Origin of the sequence: Bacillus sp. CGMCC 1.16607 (genome assembly GCF_042683745.1) — a bacterium.
In the GTDB taxonomy this organism is placed as follows: domain Bacteria; phylum Bacillota; class Bacilli; order Bacillales; family Cytobacillaceae; genus Pseudoneobacillus.
The window spans coordinates 179,332-196,094 of sequence record NZ_JBHUJX010000018.1 but is presented as its reverse complement, the minus strand read 5'-3'; the positions used below and the strand labels follow the sequence as shown (position 1 = coordinate 196,094).

At 38.7% G+C, this 16,763-nt stretch carries 18 protein-coding genes and 2 riboswitches; of the genes, 15 read left to right on the top strand and 3 right to left on the bottom strand.

What is annotated here, in order from left to right:
- Positions 1 to 54: 54 nt before the first annotated feature.
- The 5 genes from ACFSO7_RS11225 (at position 55) to ACFSO7_RS11205 (ending at position 3,999) form a co-directional block, all read left to right on the top strand.
- Positions 55 to 1,059, top strand: coding sequence for a FecCD family ABC transporter permease (locus ACFSO7_RS11225; RefSeq protein ID WP_377877384.1), 1,005 nt, complete (start codon positions 55 to 57; stop codon positions 1,057 to 1,059).
- The gene (locus ACFSO7_RS11220; protein ID WP_377877383.1) at positions 1,056 to 2,111 is read left to right on the top strand and encodes a FecCD family ABC transporter permease; all 1,056 of its coding nucleotides are present in this window, start codon (positions 1,056 to 1,058) and stop codon (positions 2,109 to 2,111) included. The genes ACFSO7_RS11225 and ACFSO7_RS11220 overlap by 4 nt, the downstream gene beginning before the upstream one ends.
- 65 nt (positions 2,112 to 2,176) lie before the next feature.
- Positions 2,177 to 2,998: an ABC transporter ATP-binding protein gene (locus ACFSO7_RS11215; RefSeq protein ID WP_377877382.1), complete on the top strand. Its 822-nt coding sequence runs from the start codon at positions 2,177 to 2,179 to the stop codon at positions 2,996 to 2,998.
- Positions 2,991 to 3,797 (top strand): IucA/IucC family C-terminal-domain containing protein, encoded by an 807-nt coding sequence (locus tag ACFSO7_RS11210; RefSeq protein WP_377877381.1) that lies wholly within the window; start codon positions 2,991 to 2,993, stop codon positions 3,795 to 3,797. Before ACFSO7_RS11215 ends, ACFSO7_RS11210 begins: the two co-directional genes overlap by 8 nt.
- Positions 3,733 to 3,999: a DUF2573 family protein gene (locus ACFSO7_RS11205; RefSeq protein ID WP_377877380.1), complete on the top strand. Its 267-nt coding sequence runs from the start codon at positions 3,733 to 3,735 to the stop codon at positions 3,997 to 3,999. The genes ACFSO7_RS11210 and ACFSO7_RS11205 overlap by 65 nt, the downstream gene beginning before the upstream one ends.
- 195 nt (positions 4,000 to 4,194) lie before the next feature.
- On the opposite strand, the gene ACFSO7_RS11200 is transcribed toward ACFSO7_RS11205, so the two are convergent.
- From ACFSO7_RS11200 to ACFSO7_RS11190, 3 genes are all read right to left on the bottom strand, one after another.
- The gene (locus tag ACFSO7_RS11200) at positions 4,195 to 4,476 is read right to left on the bottom strand and encodes a spore coat protein (RefSeq protein ID WP_377877635.1); all 282 of its coding nucleotides are present in this window, start codon (positions 4,474 to 4,476) and stop codon (positions 4,195 to 4,197) included.
- Positions 4,477 to 4,547: 71 nt separating this feature from the next.
- Positions 4,548 to 4,823 carry a hypothetical protein gene (locus ACFSO7_RS11195; RefSeq protein ID WP_377877634.1) on the bottom strand — a complete coding sequence of 92 codons (276 nt, stop codon included), beginning with the start codon at positions 4,821 to 4,823 and terminating at the stop codon, positions 4,548 to 4,550.
- A 103-nt stretch (positions 4,824 to 4,926) separates the two neighbouring features.
- Positions 4,927 to 5,058, bottom strand: coding sequence for a YuzL family protein (locus tag ACFSO7_RS11190; protein WP_377877379.1), 132 nt, complete (start codon positions 5,056 to 5,058; stop codon positions 4,927 to 4,929).
- A 201-nt stretch (positions 5,059 to 5,259) separates the two neighbouring features.
- Here ACFSO7_RS11190 and ACFSO7_RS11185 point away from each other — a divergent pair, with 201 nt between their 5' ends.
- From ACFSO7_RS11185 to ACFSO7_RS11140, 10 genes are all read left to right on the top strand, one after another.
- Positions 5,260 to 7,644 carry a 3-hydroxyacyl-CoA dehydrogenase/enoyl-CoA hydratase family protein gene (locus tag ACFSO7_RS11185; protein ID WP_377877378.1) on the top strand — a complete coding sequence of 795 codons (2,385 nt, stop codon included), beginning with the start codon at positions 5,260 to 5,262 and terminating at the stop codon, positions 7,642 to 7,644.
- 49 nt (positions 7,645 to 7,693) lie between these two features.
- On the top strand, positions 7,694 to 8,869 hold the full coding sequence (locus tag ACFSO7_RS11180) for an acetyl-CoA C-acetyltransferase (RefSeq protein ID WP_377877377.1): 1,176 nt from the start codon (positions 7,694 to 7,696) through the stop codon (positions 8,867 to 8,869).
- Positions 8,870 to 8,887: 18 nt separating this feature from the next.
- On the top strand, positions 8,888 to 10,672 hold the full coding sequence (locus ACFSO7_RS11175; protein ID WP_377877375.1) for an acyl-CoA dehydrogenase family protein: 1,785 nt from the start codon (positions 8,888 to 8,890) through the stop codon (positions 10,670 to 10,672).
- A 159-nt stretch (positions 10,673 to 10,831) separates the two neighbouring features.
- Positions 10,832 to 11,188 carry an arsenate reductase family protein gene (locus tag ACFSO7_RS11170; RefSeq protein ID WP_377877374.1) on the top strand — a complete coding sequence of 119 codons (357 nt, stop codon included), beginning with the start codon at positions 10,832 to 10,834 and terminating at the stop codon, positions 11,186 to 11,188.
- 131 nt (positions 11,189 to 11,319) lie between these two features.
- Positions 11,320 to 11,703 carry a glycine cleavage system protein GcvH gene (gene gcvH / locus ACFSO7_RS11165; protein ID WP_377877373.1) on the top strand — a complete coding sequence of 128 codons (384 nt, stop codon included), beginning with the start codon at positions 11,320 to 11,322 and terminating at the stop codon, positions 11,701 to 11,703.
- A 323-nt stretch (positions 11,704 to 12,026) separates the two neighbouring features.
- A complete protein-coding gene (locus tag ACFSO7_RS11160; RefSeq protein WP_377877633.1) occupies positions 12,027 to 12,377 on the top strand; it encodes a toprim domain-containing protein in 351 nt (116 codons plus the stop codon).
- A 6-nt stretch (positions 12,378 to 12,383) separates the two neighbouring features.
- Positions 12,384 to 12,689, top strand: coding sequence for a thioredoxin family protein (locus tag ACFSO7_RS11155; protein ID WP_377877372.1), 306 nt, complete (start codon positions 12,384 to 12,386; stop codon positions 12,687 to 12,689).
- 113 nt (positions 12,690 to 12,802) lie between these two features.
- Entirely contained in the window at positions 12,803 to 14,050 is a 1,248-nt protein-coding gene (locus ACFSO7_RS11150; RefSeq protein WP_377877370.1) for an MFS transporter, read from the top strand.
- 127 nt (positions 14,051 to 14,177) lie between these two features.
- Complete coding sequence (locus tag ACFSO7_RS11145; protein WP_377877369.1) at positions 14,178 to 14,573, top strand: SCP2 sterol-binding domain-containing protein; 396 nt, start codon at positions 14,178 to 14,180, stop codon at positions 14,571 to 14,573.
- A 350-nt stretch (positions 14,574 to 14,923) separates the two neighbouring features.
- Positions 14,924 to 15,025: riboswitch (SAM riboswitch) on the top strand.
- A 75-nt stretch (positions 15,026 to 15,100) separates the two neighbouring features.
- Positions 15,101 to 16,417 (top strand): O-acetylhomoserine aminocarboxypropyltransferase/cysteine synthase family protein, encoded by a 1,317-nt coding sequence (locus ACFSO7_RS11140; protein WP_377877368.1) that lies wholly within the window; start codon positions 15,101 to 15,103, stop codon positions 16,415 to 16,417.
- Between the two features lie 140 nt (positions 16,418 to 16,557).
- Positions 16,558 to 16,668, top strand: a riboswitch (SAM riboswitch).
- Positions 16,669 to 16,763 lie beyond the last annotated feature (95 nt).

The window sequence follows — 16,763 nt, the reverse complement described above, 5'->3', positions numbered from 1 at the left end:
GAATAGACTTGTATTGTAAACAAATATCGTTATGTATGAAAGGTTTAAGCCATTATGTTGTTAAAAAATACACGAATGAGATGGATGGGACTCCTTTTTTCCATTTTTTTATTATTTATTTTTATGTGCATTAGTATTGTATATGGATATACCGATACTTCCTGGAGTACAGCTGTTGAAGCATTTACACATTATAATGCATCAACTGAACATTTAGTTATACAGTCAATTCGTTTACCACGTGCTCTCATCGCTGCTGCGGTAGGAGGGAGCATTGCCATTGCAGGGGCGATGATGCAAACGCTAACAAAAAATCCGTTAGCTGACCCTGGTATTTTCGGAATTAATTCAGGTGCTGGCTTTGCAATCGTGATCGCAGTAAGCATTTTCTCTGTGGCTAATTTACAAGCATTTACATGGTTAGCATTTTTAGGAGCTGCAGTAGCAGCAGTTAGCGTGTATTTTATTGGTGCAATTGGTCGTGAAGGTTTAACACCGATGAAATTAACATTGGCGGGTGCCGCGATGTCGGCTTTGTTTTCTTCGTTTACACAAGGACTACTCGTATTAGATGAAGCTGGGCTTGAACAAGTCTTATTCTGGCTTGCTGGTTCTGTCCAAGGAAGAAAATTGGAGAGTTTAACATCTGTCCTTCCTTATTTGGGAGCTGGTTGGCTTGGTTCAATGTTTCTAGCAACAAAGATGAACGTTTTAGCTATGGGTGATGATGTAGCAAAAGGGTTAGGTTTAAAAACGGGATTTGTTAAATTAGGAATGGGAATCGTAATTATTTTACTAGCAGGTGGAGCAGTCGCGATTTCTGGACCAATTGGTTTTATTGGTATAATCATTCCTCATATTACAAGATCCGTTGTCGGAATCGATCATCGTTGGGTTATTCCATTTTCTGGACTACTAGGAGCGATGCTGTTATTAGCGGCAGATGTTACCGCAAGATACGTAATGATGCCTGAAGAAGTTCCAGTCGGAATTATGACGGCTATCATTGGAACCCCATTTTTTATTTACATTGCTAGAAAGGGGTTCAATGGTCGATGAGTCAATATAAAGGGTTACGTATAGGAAAAGGAAAAATCTCCTTTTTAATTGATAAAAAGGCACTTATTGTTTTTCTAACATTATTACTTGTCTCATTTTCAGTTTTTATTTTGAGTACCGGATTAGGTGAAATGAAAATTAGCCCAATCAATGTATTAAAGGTATTATTTGGCGGAGGAACGGATATACATCGACTCGTCATTCAGACCTTTCGACTTCCACGTATCATTATTGCTTTAATGGTCGGGATATCATTAGCAGTTGCAGGTGGAATTTTACAAGGATTAATTCGAAATCCGTTAGCCTCTCCGGATATTCTAGGAATAACGGGGGGAGCGGCAGTAGCAGTTGTTGGATTTCTTGCCCTTTTTAGTGATGAAAGCAACTCCTTAACGGTGAGCATTCAATGGATGCCTGTTGCTGCGTTTATTGGAGCAGCGATTGTCGCTTTACTCGTCTATTTCCTTGCGTGGAAAAATGGTGTATCACCGATTCGTCTAGTATTAATAGGGATAGGAATTTCTGCCCTCATGCAGGCGTTAACAAATTTAATGATGATTATGGGACCGATTTATCGTGCGAGCGAAGCGAATATATGGTTAACGGGGACGGTTTATGGCTCCAACTGGAAACACGTCATAACGCTTGTTCCATGGACATTGATTCTTCTCGTCGTTGTCATGATGATGGCACGTAATGTCAATGTTCAAGAATTAGGTGATGAAATTGCCACGGGTGTTGGCAGTCATGTTCAAAAACAAAGATTTTGGTTGCTGATGCTAGCAACGGCATTAATTGGCAGTTCTGTTGCTTTTGCAGGTGGAATTGGTTTTGTCGGTTTAATGGCGCCGCATATGGCTCGTCGATTAGTCGGTTCAGCGTTCGGTGCATTACTTCCAGTATCCGCCCTCATTGGGGGCATACTAGTAATGGTGGCTGATTTAATTGGTAGAACGATGTTTTCTCCATTAGAAGTACCTGCAGGTGTATTTACAGCAAGTATTGGAGCACCTTACTTTATTTATTTACTTTTTAGAGCAAGAAATTCATAGGGATTCAAGTTGTCCACTATACGACATCTAATCCGTCAGAATATCGAAGAGAAGGAGCGATTTTTGTGAAGCAAGCGATTGAAACGAAAAACCTGTCACTTTCATACGGGGATACTTTAATCATTAATGAGTTAAATTTAACGATTCCAAAAGGTGAGATTACCGTGTTTATTGGTGGGAATGGATGTGGAAAATCGACTTTGCTTCGGTCAATCGCAAGACTGCTTAAGCCGAAATCAGGCTCAATTATTTTAGAGGGAGAAGCGATAGCAAAGCAATCAACAAAGGAAATTGCTAAGAAAATGGCCATTCTTCCACAATCCCCATCTGCTCCTGAAGGTTTAACCGTTTTACAACTAGTAAAGCAAGGAAGATATCCGTATCAGACATGGTTAAAGCAATGGACAGAAGAGGATGAGAAAAAAGTAAATGAAGCCTTAAAAGCAACCAACTTAGAAGAGTTTAAAGAAAGAACAGTAGATTCCCTCTCGGGTGGGCAGCGTCAACGGGCATGGATAGCGATGACTTTAGCACAAGATACCGATATTATTTTATTGGATGAACCAACCACTTACCTAGATATGACACATCAAATAGAAATTCTGGATCTACTTTTTGAATTAAATGAGAATGAAAATAGAACGATCGTGATGGTCCTTCATGATTTAAACTTAGCTTGTCGTTATGCTCATAATATTGTAGCAATCAAAAATCAAACCATTTATGCACAAGGTAAACCAGAATATGTGATTAATTGTCATCTTGTTAAAGACGTATTCGGAATGGATTGCCAAGTTACCATTGACCCACTATTTGGTACTCCGTTGTGCATTCCACACGGTAAAGGTAGATGTGTATTGCAGAAGGCGGCGGTTGTCAATGGATAGGGATATTAGGAAAGAAATAACTACACTACTATGGTTTCGCTTAAGCGAGACCCTTAATAATGATCCGCTTACAGTTGATATTGATGGTCTAATTAGTGGTGGAATGGAACATTATTTGCAAAAAGTGAAGTTGGGTATTGGCGCTCAAAACGATAAAGTGGCAGCCTCGATGATGATAAAAAGATATGCATTTCTTTCTGCGATGGCCTTATTTACAATGTCCCATTATGACAGAGGATTGAATGTTCAAACAAGTAATCTGATTCTAGTCTCTCATTTTGATGACGAACATTGGTTACCTAAGTTTTATTTTAAGGATTTAACGTTTGAAGCTGTTAGCGATAATCGGGAACAATGGCGGGAACGATATGTAGAGAACATATTTGCCAATCACATATCTATCCTCGTCGATCAGCTTTCAAAGATAACAAAAATATCAAAGCTTATCCTATGGGAGAATGTAGCGGTATATTTATTTTGGCTATACGAAAATGTGTTAAATGATAATGATGAGAGAAAACACTTGATTGAGTCTGATTTTCGTTATGTTATTCAAGAGGCTCCAGGGTATGTTTTCGGTACATACAATCATAACCCTCTTTCTAAATTTGATTCTGACAAAATATATCATGCAGCAACAGATAAATACATTCGTCCACGTAAAACATGCTGTTATTCCTACCAAGTAAAAGGAAGTAATAAACGCTGTATTACTTGTCCATGCTTTCAAGTGGATGAAGAGGGAAGGTGTCAAAGTGAACAAAGCTTTTGTACAACAATTCGAAGCGTTAATGAGTAAGTATAGTGAACTATTGGTCGGAGAGTCTAGCGTAGAAGTTCAGGAAAAAGTAAAAATGTGGGCTCTGTATTCTCACATCGCCAAATCTATGCCAGCGTTAGCAAAGCATTGGAATGAATTATACCCAGATGCGAAGGCAGAAATGAAAGAAGTCATGGAAGAAATTAAAAAATTAAACGAACAGCATCGTGCGAATAAGTAATTGGTCATGATGTGACGAAATTGTGAAAAGCGCGGATATATCTTTGAAATGGACGGATATATTGAGAAAAAGGCGGATATATTGATCGAATAGACGGATAAACACTTAGGATGCGCGGATATCTGCAAAATGAACAGGTCGAACCCAGCTACAAACTGGGTTTGACCTGTTTTTAAATAGTCTGAACTGGTTTCTTTACTGCAATGGTAAATTCCCATAAGGAAATTGGTTTGAATAGCCCTGAAATTGCTGATAAGATTGCTGGATTTTTTGTTGGTCGGCTGCTTCTAACTTGTACCAGCCTTTTTTGAACATCATATTATAACAATCCCGCTGGGCATTTTGGGTCTCGGTGTAGATAGCCAAGATATCTTGATACAATCCTTCGTGACTTGCTTCATTTAAGGCAATGCTATATGAATCAGATAAGTATTTTTCTGTAGATAATAGATCGTTTAAAAAATCACGTTCGTTCATTTGTGGTGTTTTTTGTACTTGTGTTTCTGGGTTTTGAAACTTTTGCTGATTTTGATTCACAATCATCCCTCCTACTGCATTCCTGTTAATGGCTGATTTTGTAAATGAACATTCAAGTGGTGAAGGAGTTTCTGATAGTGGCGCTGATGCATTTGTCCGCATTTATCCATAATTGCCTTTAGTTCAGGATCTTGGCATTGCTCTGCGAAAAAATGTGCCTTTTTCATCGCTAAAAGATTCCATGAAAGCATGTCCGTGATATAACTAGAATCTTTCGTAGAAATGATCCCAGGTGGTTGTTGCATGATTCCTTGCTGATTTTGCATATTGAAATTAGGTGGCTGCATTTGTCCTTGCTGGTTCTGCATATTCATATTTTCCTGCTGCATCATTAGGTCCTCCTTTAAATCAGGCTATTAAAATGAATTTTATACACCGAACACGAACAAACTACTTCTTGTATTGATTATTTTGGCTATTTACTTTTCCGCCGCCATCATGTTCTACTGTTGGCCCAGCATCTCCTTGGACGCTTGCAGCACTCACTCCAGCTTTTGATGGGTTCTTTTTGCGCTTTGCCATAAATATCACCTCGTGATTTATCATGTCCAAAGACAAAAGTTTTTGTCGCAAAAAAAATAATTTTATCTTTCGTTTTAGGATTGCACAAATTTTCGAAATATTTTATAGTTAAGGTAGTAAAACTCATTCGAACGAGAATATTTTTTTTGACAGGAAAATGAATGAGTGTTCATTCAACGATTATTAAAGGGGGAAATAAAGTTGGTCCAAAGTATTAAAAAAGCTGCTGTTTTAGGATCTGGAGTAATGGGTTCAGGAATTGCTGCTCACTTAGCGAACATTGGGATCCCTACCTTATTATTAGATATCGTCCCACGCGAATTAACCGATGCAGAATTAGCAAAAGGTTTAACATTAGAAGACAAATTAGTTAGAAATCGAATAAGCACGAGCTCGGTTCAAAAACTTTTAAAGCAAAAACCAGCACCACTTACTTCCAAAAGCAATTTAGCTCTAATTGAAGCAGGTAACTTAGAAGATGATATGCAGCGATTATCCGAAGTAGACTGGATTATTGAAGTTGTAGTTGAAAATTTAGCAGTGAAAAAACAAGTTTTCGAGCGTGTTGATCAATTCCGTAAACCAGGAAGTATTGTCAGCTCGAATACTTCTGGAATTAGTGTGGAAGCAATGGTGGAGGGACGTTCAGAAGACTTCCAAAAACATTTCCTGGGAACCCATTTTTTTAATCCACCAAGATACTTAAAATTACTTGAAGTTATTCCTACGAAACATACATCAAGTGAAGTTCTTTCCTTTATGAAGGAGTTTGGTGAGGATGTTTTAGGTAAAGGTGTCGTAGAAGCAAAGGACACACCTAACTTTATTGCCAACCGAATTGGTACTTACGGATTACTAGTCACGGTTCAAGAAATGTTAAAAGGCGGCTACAGTGTTGGTGAAGTGGATTCTGTTACAGGTCCATTAATTGGTCGTCCGAAAAGCGCTACTTTCCGTACATTGGATGTCGTTGGATTAGATACGTTTGCGCATGTAGCCAAAAACGTATACGAACAAGTGGAAGGTGCAGAGAAAGAAGTCTTTGAAGTTCCAGCATTCATGAAACATATGCTTGAAAAAGGCTGGTTAGGCAGTAAATCGGGCCAAGGATTCTTCCTCAAACAAGGAAAAGACATACTCGAGCTAGATCCAAATACATTAGAATATGGACCACGAAAAAAATTGAAATCAGCTGCAGTCGAACTTAGCAAGCAAGAAAAAGGACTTGCTAACAAAATGAAAGCGCTTGTATATGCAGATGATCGTGCAGGACAGTTATTATGGAACATCTTAAGCCCTGTGTTAACGTATTCGGCTGAATTATTAGGAAGTATTGCAGATGATGTTGTAGCGATTGATCGTGCAATGAAATGGGGCTTTGGCTGGGAAATGGGTCCATTTGAAACATGGGATGCCATCGGTTTGAAGAAATCAGTTAGCAAGATGGAAGCCTCTGGCGTACAAGTTCCTAACTGGGTAAAGGAAATGCTTGAGAGTGGCCATGAAACTTTTTATAAAGAAGAAGAAGGAAAGCTCAGCTTCTACCAAAATGGCGAGTATAAAGAAATCGTACAAAACCCGAAAATAATCAATCTAAAGAATCTTAAAAAAGCAAATGGTGTGATTAAAAAGAATAGTGGAGCAAGCTTAATTGATCTTGGAGATGGTGTAGCCTTGTTAGAATTCACTTCCCCAAACAATGCAATTGGTCTTGATATTCTTCAAATGATTAACTTTGCGATAGATGAAGTGGAAAAAAATTATAAAGGACTTGTCATCGGAAACCAAGGGAAGAACTTCTGTGTTGGCGCAAACATTGCGATGATTTTAATGGAAGCACAAGACGACAATTTCTTTGAACTTGACATGGTTGTACGTCAATTCCAACAATCGATGATGAAAATTAAATATAGCCAAAAGCCAGTAGTGGCAGCAACTTTTGGAATGACACTTGGTGGTGGAACAGAAGTTAGCTTACCATGTGCTGCGATCCAAGCTTCACAAGAAACATATATGGGACTTGTTGAAGTCGGTGTTGGATTAATTCCTGGCGGTGGCGGAAACAAAGAGCTTTATATTAAACATTTAGAAAACATGCCTAAAGGGGTTGAGTTTGATCTCCAAAAGGTGGCTAATAAAGTATTTGAAACGATTGCCATGGCGAAGGTGTCAACATCTGCTGCTGAGGCACGTGAAAATAATTTCTTAAATAGCAAAGCTGGAATTAGTGTGAACGGAGACCACCTTCTCTATGACGCTAAGCAGGCAGTTTTAGCCCTTCATGATAAAGGCTACAAACCACCTGTTCGCAAAAAGGTGCCAGTTGTCGGCGAAACAGGCTATGCGACACTTTTACTAGGTGCAGAAACCATGTACTTATCGGGTTATATTTCCGAGCATGACTTAAAGATTGCGAAAAAATTAGCCTATGTCATTGCTGGCGGTAAAGTTCCGTTCGGTACAGAAGTTGACGAACAGTACCTGCTCGACCTTGAAAAAGAAGCCTTTTTAAGTCTACTTGCGGAACCAAAAACGCAAGCCAGAATGCAACATATGCTTTTAAAAGGAAAACCGTTACGTAACTAATTTTGAAAGTTAATAGAATTGTAGAGAGGTAAGGAAGGAGAGGATTCTTGTGAGAGAAGCAGTCATTGTTGCTGGAGCCCGAACGCCGGTCGGAAAAGCGAAAAAGGGGACTCTAGCAAATACGAGACCAGACGATTTAGGAGCTTTAGTCGTTCAAGAAACACTTAGAAGAGCGGGGAATTATGAAGGAAATATAGATGATTTAATTATTGGCTGTGCGATGCCTGAAGCAGAACAAGGCTTAAATATGGCACGTAATATTGGTGCATTAGCAGGATTACCTAATAGTGTTCCAGCCATCACGATTAACCGTTATTGTTCTTCAGGTCTTCAATCAATCGCTTATGGAGCAGAAAGAATCATGTTAGGTCACTCGGACACGGTCCTTGCAGGGGGCGCAGAGTCAATGAGTTTGGTCCCAATGGTAGGGCATACACCACGCCTAAATGTAAAATTAGCTGAAAATGCACCTGAATATTATATGGGAATGGGGCATACAGCAGAAGCAGTCGCTAAAAAATATGGTATTTCCCGTGAGGACCAGGATGCGTTTGCTGTTAGAAGCCATCAAAATGCAGCCAGAGCTATTGCTGAGGGTAAATTTGTTGATGAGATCGTACCTGTAGAAGTCATTCAGCGATTCGTCGATCATAATCATAAGCTAGTTGAGAAAAAGGTGTTATTTTCTCAAGATGAAGGGGTCCGTGTAGATACGAACTTAGCTACTTTAGGTAAGCTGAGACCAGCCTTTTCGGTTACAGGTAGTGTAACAGCTGGAAATGCTTCACAAACAAGTGATGGTGCAGCGGCAGTTATGGTAATGGATCGTGAAAAAGCTGAGTCTCTAGGGTTAAAACCAATGGCGAAATTCCGCTCATTTGCAGTTGGTGGAGTTCCACCTGAAATTATGGGGATCGGTCCAGTTGTAGCCATTCCGAAAGCACTAAAGCTTGCTGGCTTAGAACTTTCAGACATTGGCCTTATCGAATTGAATGAAGCATTTGCTTCTCAAGCCATTCAAGTGATTCGAGAACTTGGAATCGATGAAGAAAAAGTGAATGTAAATGGCGGTGGAATTGCTTTAGGTCATCCACTTGGCTGTACAGGGGCAAAACTGACCTTAACACTTATTCATGAAATGAAACGTAGAAATGAGCAATTTGGCCTTGTCACGATGTGTATTGGCGGCGGTATGGGCGCTGCAGGAGTATTTGAACTATTGTAAATTTAAGGAGGAATCATAATGACTAATCAAACAGATCATTTAATAAAAGGTGGAAGCTTTTTAATCGAAGATGTAACGAAAGAGCAAGTTTTTACACCAGAAGATTATACAGACGAGCAATTAATGATAGCCAAAACTACCGAGGACTATGTAACGAATGAAGTATTACCAGAGGTTGAGCATTTAGAAAACCATGAATTCGACCGTTCTGTGAAACTATTAAAACAAGCAGGTGAATTAGGCCTTCTTGGTGCTGATGTTCCAGAAGAGTATGGTGGATTAAGCCTAGACAAAGTTAGCTCAGCGCTTATTGCTGAAAAAATGTCTCGTGCAGGAGGATTTTCTATTTCCCACGGCGCGCACGTTGGAATCGGTTCATTGCCGATTGTATTATTCGGTAATGAAGAGCAGAAGCAAAAATACCTTCCAGCCTTGGCTACTGGTGAAAAATTAGCAGCATATGCTTTGACAGAGCCAGGCTCAGGATCAGATGCTTTAGGTGCTCGTACGACTGCAAAACTAAATGCAGCAGGTACCCATTATATCCTAAACGGTGAAAAACAATGGATTACCAATGCTGGATTTGCTGATGTATTTGTTGTTTATGCAAAAATTGATGGCGAGCATTTCTCTGCTTTCATCGTTGAAAGAGAATACAATGGGGTTTCAACTGGTGCAGAAGAAAAGAAAATGGGTATTAAAAGCTCATCCACTCGTACATTAATCTTACAAGATGCCGAAGTTCCAGTTGGAAATCTACTTGGAGAAGCAGGAAAAGGTCATATTATTGCCTTCAATATTTTAAATATCGGTCGTTATAAGCTTGGAGTTGGTGCGGTAGGTGCTTCTAAACGTGCTTTTGAAATTACTGTACAATATGCAAACGGGCGCCAACAATTCAAAACGCCAATCTCTCAATTCAATTTAACGAAAGAAAAATTATCGACTATGGCCTCAAAACTTTATGCAGCTGAAAGCTCCGTTTACCGTACAGTTGGATTATTTGAAGATCGTATGAGTAAATTGTCTGAGGAAGAAGTAAAAGATGGAAAAGAAGTAGCGAAATCCATTGCTGAGTATGCGATTGAATGTTCATTGAACAAGGTATTTGCTACAGAAACTTTAGATTATATTGCCGATGAGGGCGTTCAGATTCATGGTGGCTATGGCTTTATGGCGGAATACGAAATTGAAAGAGTGTACCGTGATTCACGTATTAACCGTATTTTTGAAGGTACGAATGAAATTAACCGTCTACTAGTACCTGGTACTTTTGTACGTAAAGCGATGAAAGGTGAATTACCACTATTCCAAAAAGCTTTACAATTACAAGAAGAGTTAATGATGATGATGCCAGAAGAGCCTGGTGATGAACCATTAGCACAAGAAAAATATTTAGTAAAAAATGCGAAGAAAATTGGCTTATTGGCTGCGGGTCTTGCTGCTCAAAAATTTGGAAAAGAACTTGAAAAAGAGCAAGAAATCTTAGTTAATATTGCTGATATTATTTCGAACGCCTATGCAATGGAATCAGCTGTATTACGTACAGAAAAAGCGATCGAGAAATTCGGACTTGAGAAGAGCAAGCAAAAGCTTCTTTACACACAAATCTTCTGTCAAGAAGCATTCAATGAAATAGAACAGCATGCAAAAGAAACACTTGTCGCTACAGAGCAAGGGGACACTTTAAGAATGCTAGTTTCTGCTTTACGTAAATTTACTCGCCATACACCAATTAATGTGATTGCAAAGAAACGTGAAGCTGCAGAAAAATTAATCGAAGCAGAGAAATTTATCGTTTAATTTTGGAAAGCTCCCTTTTTTAAGGGGGCTTGATTTTTTGCATGAAGGAAGGATTTTTTGAAAAAAAGTCGAATGATTTAGATGGATGATCTTATTAGGAAAATTCGTCAAAATATGCTACTATTCAATTGAGACAATGTCGATTAGGTGGTGAAAAAGGTGAATTTAACCTTTTATTGTTATCCAAAGTGCGGAACCTGTCGAAGTGCGAAAAAATGGTTAGATCAACACAATCTTTCCTATCAGGAAATACATATTGCAGAATCGCCGCCTTCAGTGAAAGAGATAAAAGAAATCTATCTTAAAAGCGGGATAGACTTGAAGAAATTTTTTAATACAAGTGGCATAAAATACCGCGAGTTAGGTTTAAAAGACAAGCTTAAAACAGCCACAGAACAAGAGATGTTTGAGCTATTGGCAAGTGATGGCATGCTCATTAAACGTCCATTAATCAGTGATGGAAATAAAGTGACTATAGGTTTTAATGAAAAAGATTTTGCCAAAGTATGGTTATAGATAGGCAATTAGGGCAAATTCTTTAAGTATGCTAATAAATTAATTTAGGATATCATCATTTAATATGATAGATAATGCATTCAGAATGGATTCAAGCTGAGTGCTGATAATTAATAATGGAGGGATTAGGGATGAATACACCAAAGGAATTACGTTATTCTGAAGAACATGAATGGGTTAAAGTTGAAGGAGAACAAGTACGCATAGGAATTACTGATTTTGCTCAATCTGAATTAGGTGATATCGTATTCGTTGAACTACCAGAAGTAGGCGATGCTGTAACTGCTAATGAGCCATTTGGTAGTGTAGAATCGGTTAAAACTGTTTCTGAGCTATATGCACCAATTAGCGGAAAAGTAGTCGCTATTAACGAAGATTTAAACGACAGCCCAGAATTCGTAAACGAATCTCCATATGAGAAAGCTTGGATGATCGTGATTGAACCAACTGATGCTGGGGAAATAGATAGCTTAATGTCTGCAGAACAGTATGAGGAAATGGTAAAAGAAGATTAAATAGAAAAGCGGAAGCGGCTTGTTCAGCCCCTACAAGGAACCTCGAGGACGACAAAAACGCGACGTCCTGTCGCATTGTCGACACTCGTACATCCTGTACGTCGGGGCTAGCCGCTGTAGCTGGACAAAGACACAAGCACCTCGGATCACGAGGTGCTTGCTTTCATTATTTTTCAATACATTCTTTGTAAAACGGGGCACTATAAATATAAAATGATAAAGATGTTGCTGAAGAATCAATATGCGAAGATAGACTCTTACTGTCACACCATTCGGTCACATTAGGAATACTTTAAAGTAATCAATATCAACTATTATAGGTGATCATAATGCTAGATAAAGTTATTATTGTAGAGGGCACCTCAGATAAGAAAAAGGTTGAAAATATTGTGAAAGAGCCTGTTGAGATAATTTGTACAAATGGTACGATGAGCCTATCGAAAATGGATGAACTCATTGACTCTCTTCTAGAAAAAGAAGTATATATATTAGTGGATGCTGATGCGGCAGGAGAAAAGCTTCGAAAGCAGTTTAAACGTGAATTTCCTGAAGCTGGTCATCTTTATATTGATCGCTCTTATCGTGAAGTGGCAACGGCTCCTAGTAATCATTTAGCGAGCGTATTAATGGCTGCTAATATCGATGTGCATTCGGAACATTTAGAAAAAGGATGAATCGTATTGAATGAATTTAGCCAAGAAGATATAAAGCTTTTTTTGAAGGAAAATAAAACAGGATTGATTTACCTTTATACACCACTATGCGGAACATGCCAAATGGCCTCGAAAATACTAACTGTCACCTGTGAATTACTTCCAAATTTACACATCGCGAAAGCGAACCTCAATTATGCCGCAGATATCGCTGATATTCTATCAATTGAAAGTGTGCCTTGCTTAGTAAGCATAAAGGAGGGTCAACTACTCGAGAAAATCTATGCGTTCCATTCTGTTCCATATTTATATGAAAAACTAAAAGATGCTTAATGCATCTTTTTAATTTTTTTCAAAAAATTCTAATAGTCAGGCTTCTTTTGTTTACAAGGACAGCATGAAAGAATTATGATATTTAGGGGAGCGAAACATTAGGAGGAAAAGAAATGGCGTTTTATCAAGAATGGGCAAACCAAATTCGCAGCTATAATCGGAATATTCGATTGGCGTTATTAAGTAGCCTCTTCATCCAAATTGGTATGGGAATCTTTATGGTTATATATAATTTTTATATAAGAGAGCTTGGATATACCGAGCAAGTGAACGGTCAAATCATTTCAATGAATTCATTAGCCACCGCAATCATTTTAATACCAGCTGGTTTTTTAAGTGACCGCTTAGGGCGAAAAAAAGTCATGCTAATTGGAGCGGTCTTCACTGGAATTCTACTGATATGCAGAAGTATAACTGATATACAAAGCTTATTGATTTTGTTTGCCTTCTTAACTGGAACGACAATGGCTTTTCTGCAAGTTTCTGGTGTCCCGTGGTTGGCTGAAAATTCAACCCAAGAGCAAAGGGTTCATCTTTTCAGTATTCAATTTGCGGCCATGACTGGAGCAAATGTGATTGGAAATGTATTAGGTGGAACCTTGACGGACCTTTTCTCTCTTTTCTTTACCGAAGTAGAAAGTATTCGTTATACATTACTTATTGGGTCTGTCATTTTTTTAATTGGAATTTTTCCTATTTTAAAATTTAAAGAATTACCCAAAAAAGAACAAAATCGTCCAGTTAAAGAAAAACGTTTAGCCCAAAAAAACAACTACAAGTTAGTCATTTTATTTGCGATCCCTTCACTAATTATCGGTGTTGGGGCTGGGCTAGTGATCCCATATTTAAATTTGTATTTTTCAGACCGATTTGCAGCCTCTAATACAACAATTGGTTTTATTATTTCACTCGGTCAAGCGGCGACGGCTATTGCTATGATTATCGGTCCTCTTGTTGTGAAGAAATTAGGGGAGGTCAGGGCTGTTGTTGTCTTGCAATTACTGTCATTGCCATTTCTATTATTAACGGCTTATACGGAAAATCTATGGCTTGCAGCGGTTGGTTTTTTATTTAGGCAAGCATTAATGAATGCGGGAAACCCAATACAGACATCATTAATGATGTCTAAAGTAGACGATTCGATGAAGGGGTTGGCCAATTCGGTAAACCAGATGGTATTCAATCTTGGTTGGGCTTTAATGGGACCTGTTTCAACAGGAATCGTAATTAAATACGGCACTTACTGGGGCTACGCTACAGTCTTTACGATTACGGCATCCTTATATTTAATTGGTTCAGTGTATTATTATCTTGTTTTCAAAAGAATCATTGACGAAAAAAAGCTGAAAACAGCTAGTTAGTTTTTACATATTTCTCGGGAAATTAATTATTTTGTCGAAGTGCATGAGGGTATTTGTCGAAGGAAAATTAAAGGATTTGTCCCAAGAAAGCTGAATAGTAATGGTGATGACTAAAGAGGTGATTGCCATGAAGAAATATATTCAAAGCTGGGTGTATTCTTTACAGAAAAATCCATCTGTACTTATATTAACTCATTCTAGTGATATGTTAGTTTGTTTCGATATCGGACATAAAACTGTATATGTATCATTTTCAAATGGAGAGGTTGAATTAGGCAAAAACACGGTGGAAAAGGTTCCAAATGTAAAGATCCATGGAACAAGCGATAATTTTGAAAAATTGATAACTGGACAATATCACCTTAGAAAAATGGTCAATCAAAGACAAATTTCTATTCAAGCTTCCTTTCGAAATACCCTACTACTTGAGGCTATATTTCAATTGGCGAGTTTACAATTCGTTTCAGAGTCAGAATGTTTTTGGGACTATGAAAATTGTCTAGCTCCAGTGCCCAGCGCCTAGTGTACTGTCCCTCTCCTCCTTACGATAAGTCAACATCGAATCGCTATCGCTCTTCGTGTTTCCTTTATCTCATGCATCAAAAAGCGAGGCGACTGACCAGCCCCGACAAGCATAAGACGGTCCTGACAAGAAGATTGCCTTTTACCTTCTTGTCAGGAGTGGCTTATGACCTCGAGGGGCTAGGAGCCGCAGCTAGACTGCGGAGCAGACCAGTCCATACGTCGCTAAACGGGCACTTCCGCTTTTCTATCAGAAATTTCTAAAAAATAACTTGACGTTTGTAAAAACCGTGTGATAAGATTCATTTAAATTTAGCGCTAAATATAAAATTTACCATTAAAACTTAATATTTCTTATCAAGAGAGGTGGAGGGACTGGCCCTATGAAACCCGGCAACCGGTTAGATTACACGGTGCTAAATCCAGCAGGGGGAACACTCTGGTAGATAAGAAGAGATGATAGTTAACCTCTTCTTTTAGAAGAGGTTTTTTGATTTCTCTTCAAATATAATTTAGGGAGAGATGGCAATGACAGAACAACAAAAAAAATATCGATTTGAAACATTAGGGGTTCATGGGGGATTAAAACCAGATCCTGTCACCGGTGCAAGAGCAGTGCCTATTTATCAAAATAACGCCTACCAATTTCAAAATACAGAACATGCAGCTAACTTGTTTGGACTGAAGGAATCAGGATACATATACACAAGAATTCACAACCCAACTGTCACCGTTTTTGAAGAAAGGGTAGCCCTATTAGAAGGAGGAGTGGGAGCATTGGCTGTAGCAAGTGGAATGGCTGCCATCACTCTAGCTATTTTGAACATTGCACAAGCTGGTGATGAAATCGTATCAGCCTCCACTCTTTATGGGGGAACATACAATTTGTTCGCTACAACATTACCAAAGTATGGAATTAAAGTAACGTTTGTGGATCCAGAGCGACCAGAGAATTTCGCCGAAGCCATAACAGACAAAACGAAAGCCATTTTTGCTGAGACCATCGGAAATCCTTCATTGCGAGTGTTAGATATTGAAAGAGTTGCAGAAATTGCACATTCACATGGGCTACCACTCATCGTAGATAATACATTTGCAACTCCATACCTTTGCCGCCCAATTGAGTATGGAGCAGATATCGTTATTCATTCTGCAACGAAATGGTTATTGGGTAATGGAACAACCTTAGGAGGAGTAATTGTTGATGGTGGGAAGTTTGATTGGAGTTCATCGAAATTTCCTGGTTTCAATGAACCAGATCCTAGCTACAACAATATCGTTTACAGTGAGGTACTTGGACCCATTGCCTATATTATAAAGGCGAGAGTTCAATTATTACGTGATTTAGGACCTTCCTTAAGTCCGCAAAATGCGTTCCAATTTGCACTTGGTCTCGAAACTTTGCATGTGAGAATGAAGGAACATATTGCCAATACAAAAGAACTGATTCATTATCTAGAACAGCATCCTGCTGTAGCTTGGATCGCTTATCCAGGACATGAAGATCACCGAGATTATGAGTTAGCAGAGAAATATTTGCCAAAAGGTGCAGGCTCAGTGGTAGTGTTTGGAATTAAAGGTGGTAGAGAGGCTGGAGCAAAACTTATTGATTCTTTAGAGCTCTGGGCACATGTGGCTAATGTTGGAGATGCGAAAAGCTTGATCATTCATCCTGCAAGCACGACTCATCAGCAATTGGATCAGGATGGATTAATCGCTGCCGGAGTATCGGAAGATTTAATTCGTTTATCCGTGGGCATAGAGCATATCGAAGATTTAATCGAGGATCTTGAGCAAGCAATTGAAATATCGACAGGAATTCGTTCGAGAGCTTTAAAAGTTTAGTATTTATTAGCGATTATTACCAAAATTTTATTGTAGAAAAATGCATTGACACCCTACTTTTTCCGTGATACGATATCACTCGTGATTACGAAAATTACTTAAACGCTTTAAAGTGTTAACTGAATATAGATATGTTTTTGCTCTTATCAAGAGAGGTGGAGGGAAGTGCCCTATGAAGCCCGGCAACCGTCAACGGTCAAATGTTGAAATGGTGCCAATTCACACAAAGTGTAAACTTTGGGAGATGAGAGAAAGGGAAATCGTCTGATTACGCCTTTCTGCTTATCTGTGCAGAAAGGCGTTTTATTTTTCTAAAACAATGATATTACGGAATAAAGTGGGTGAA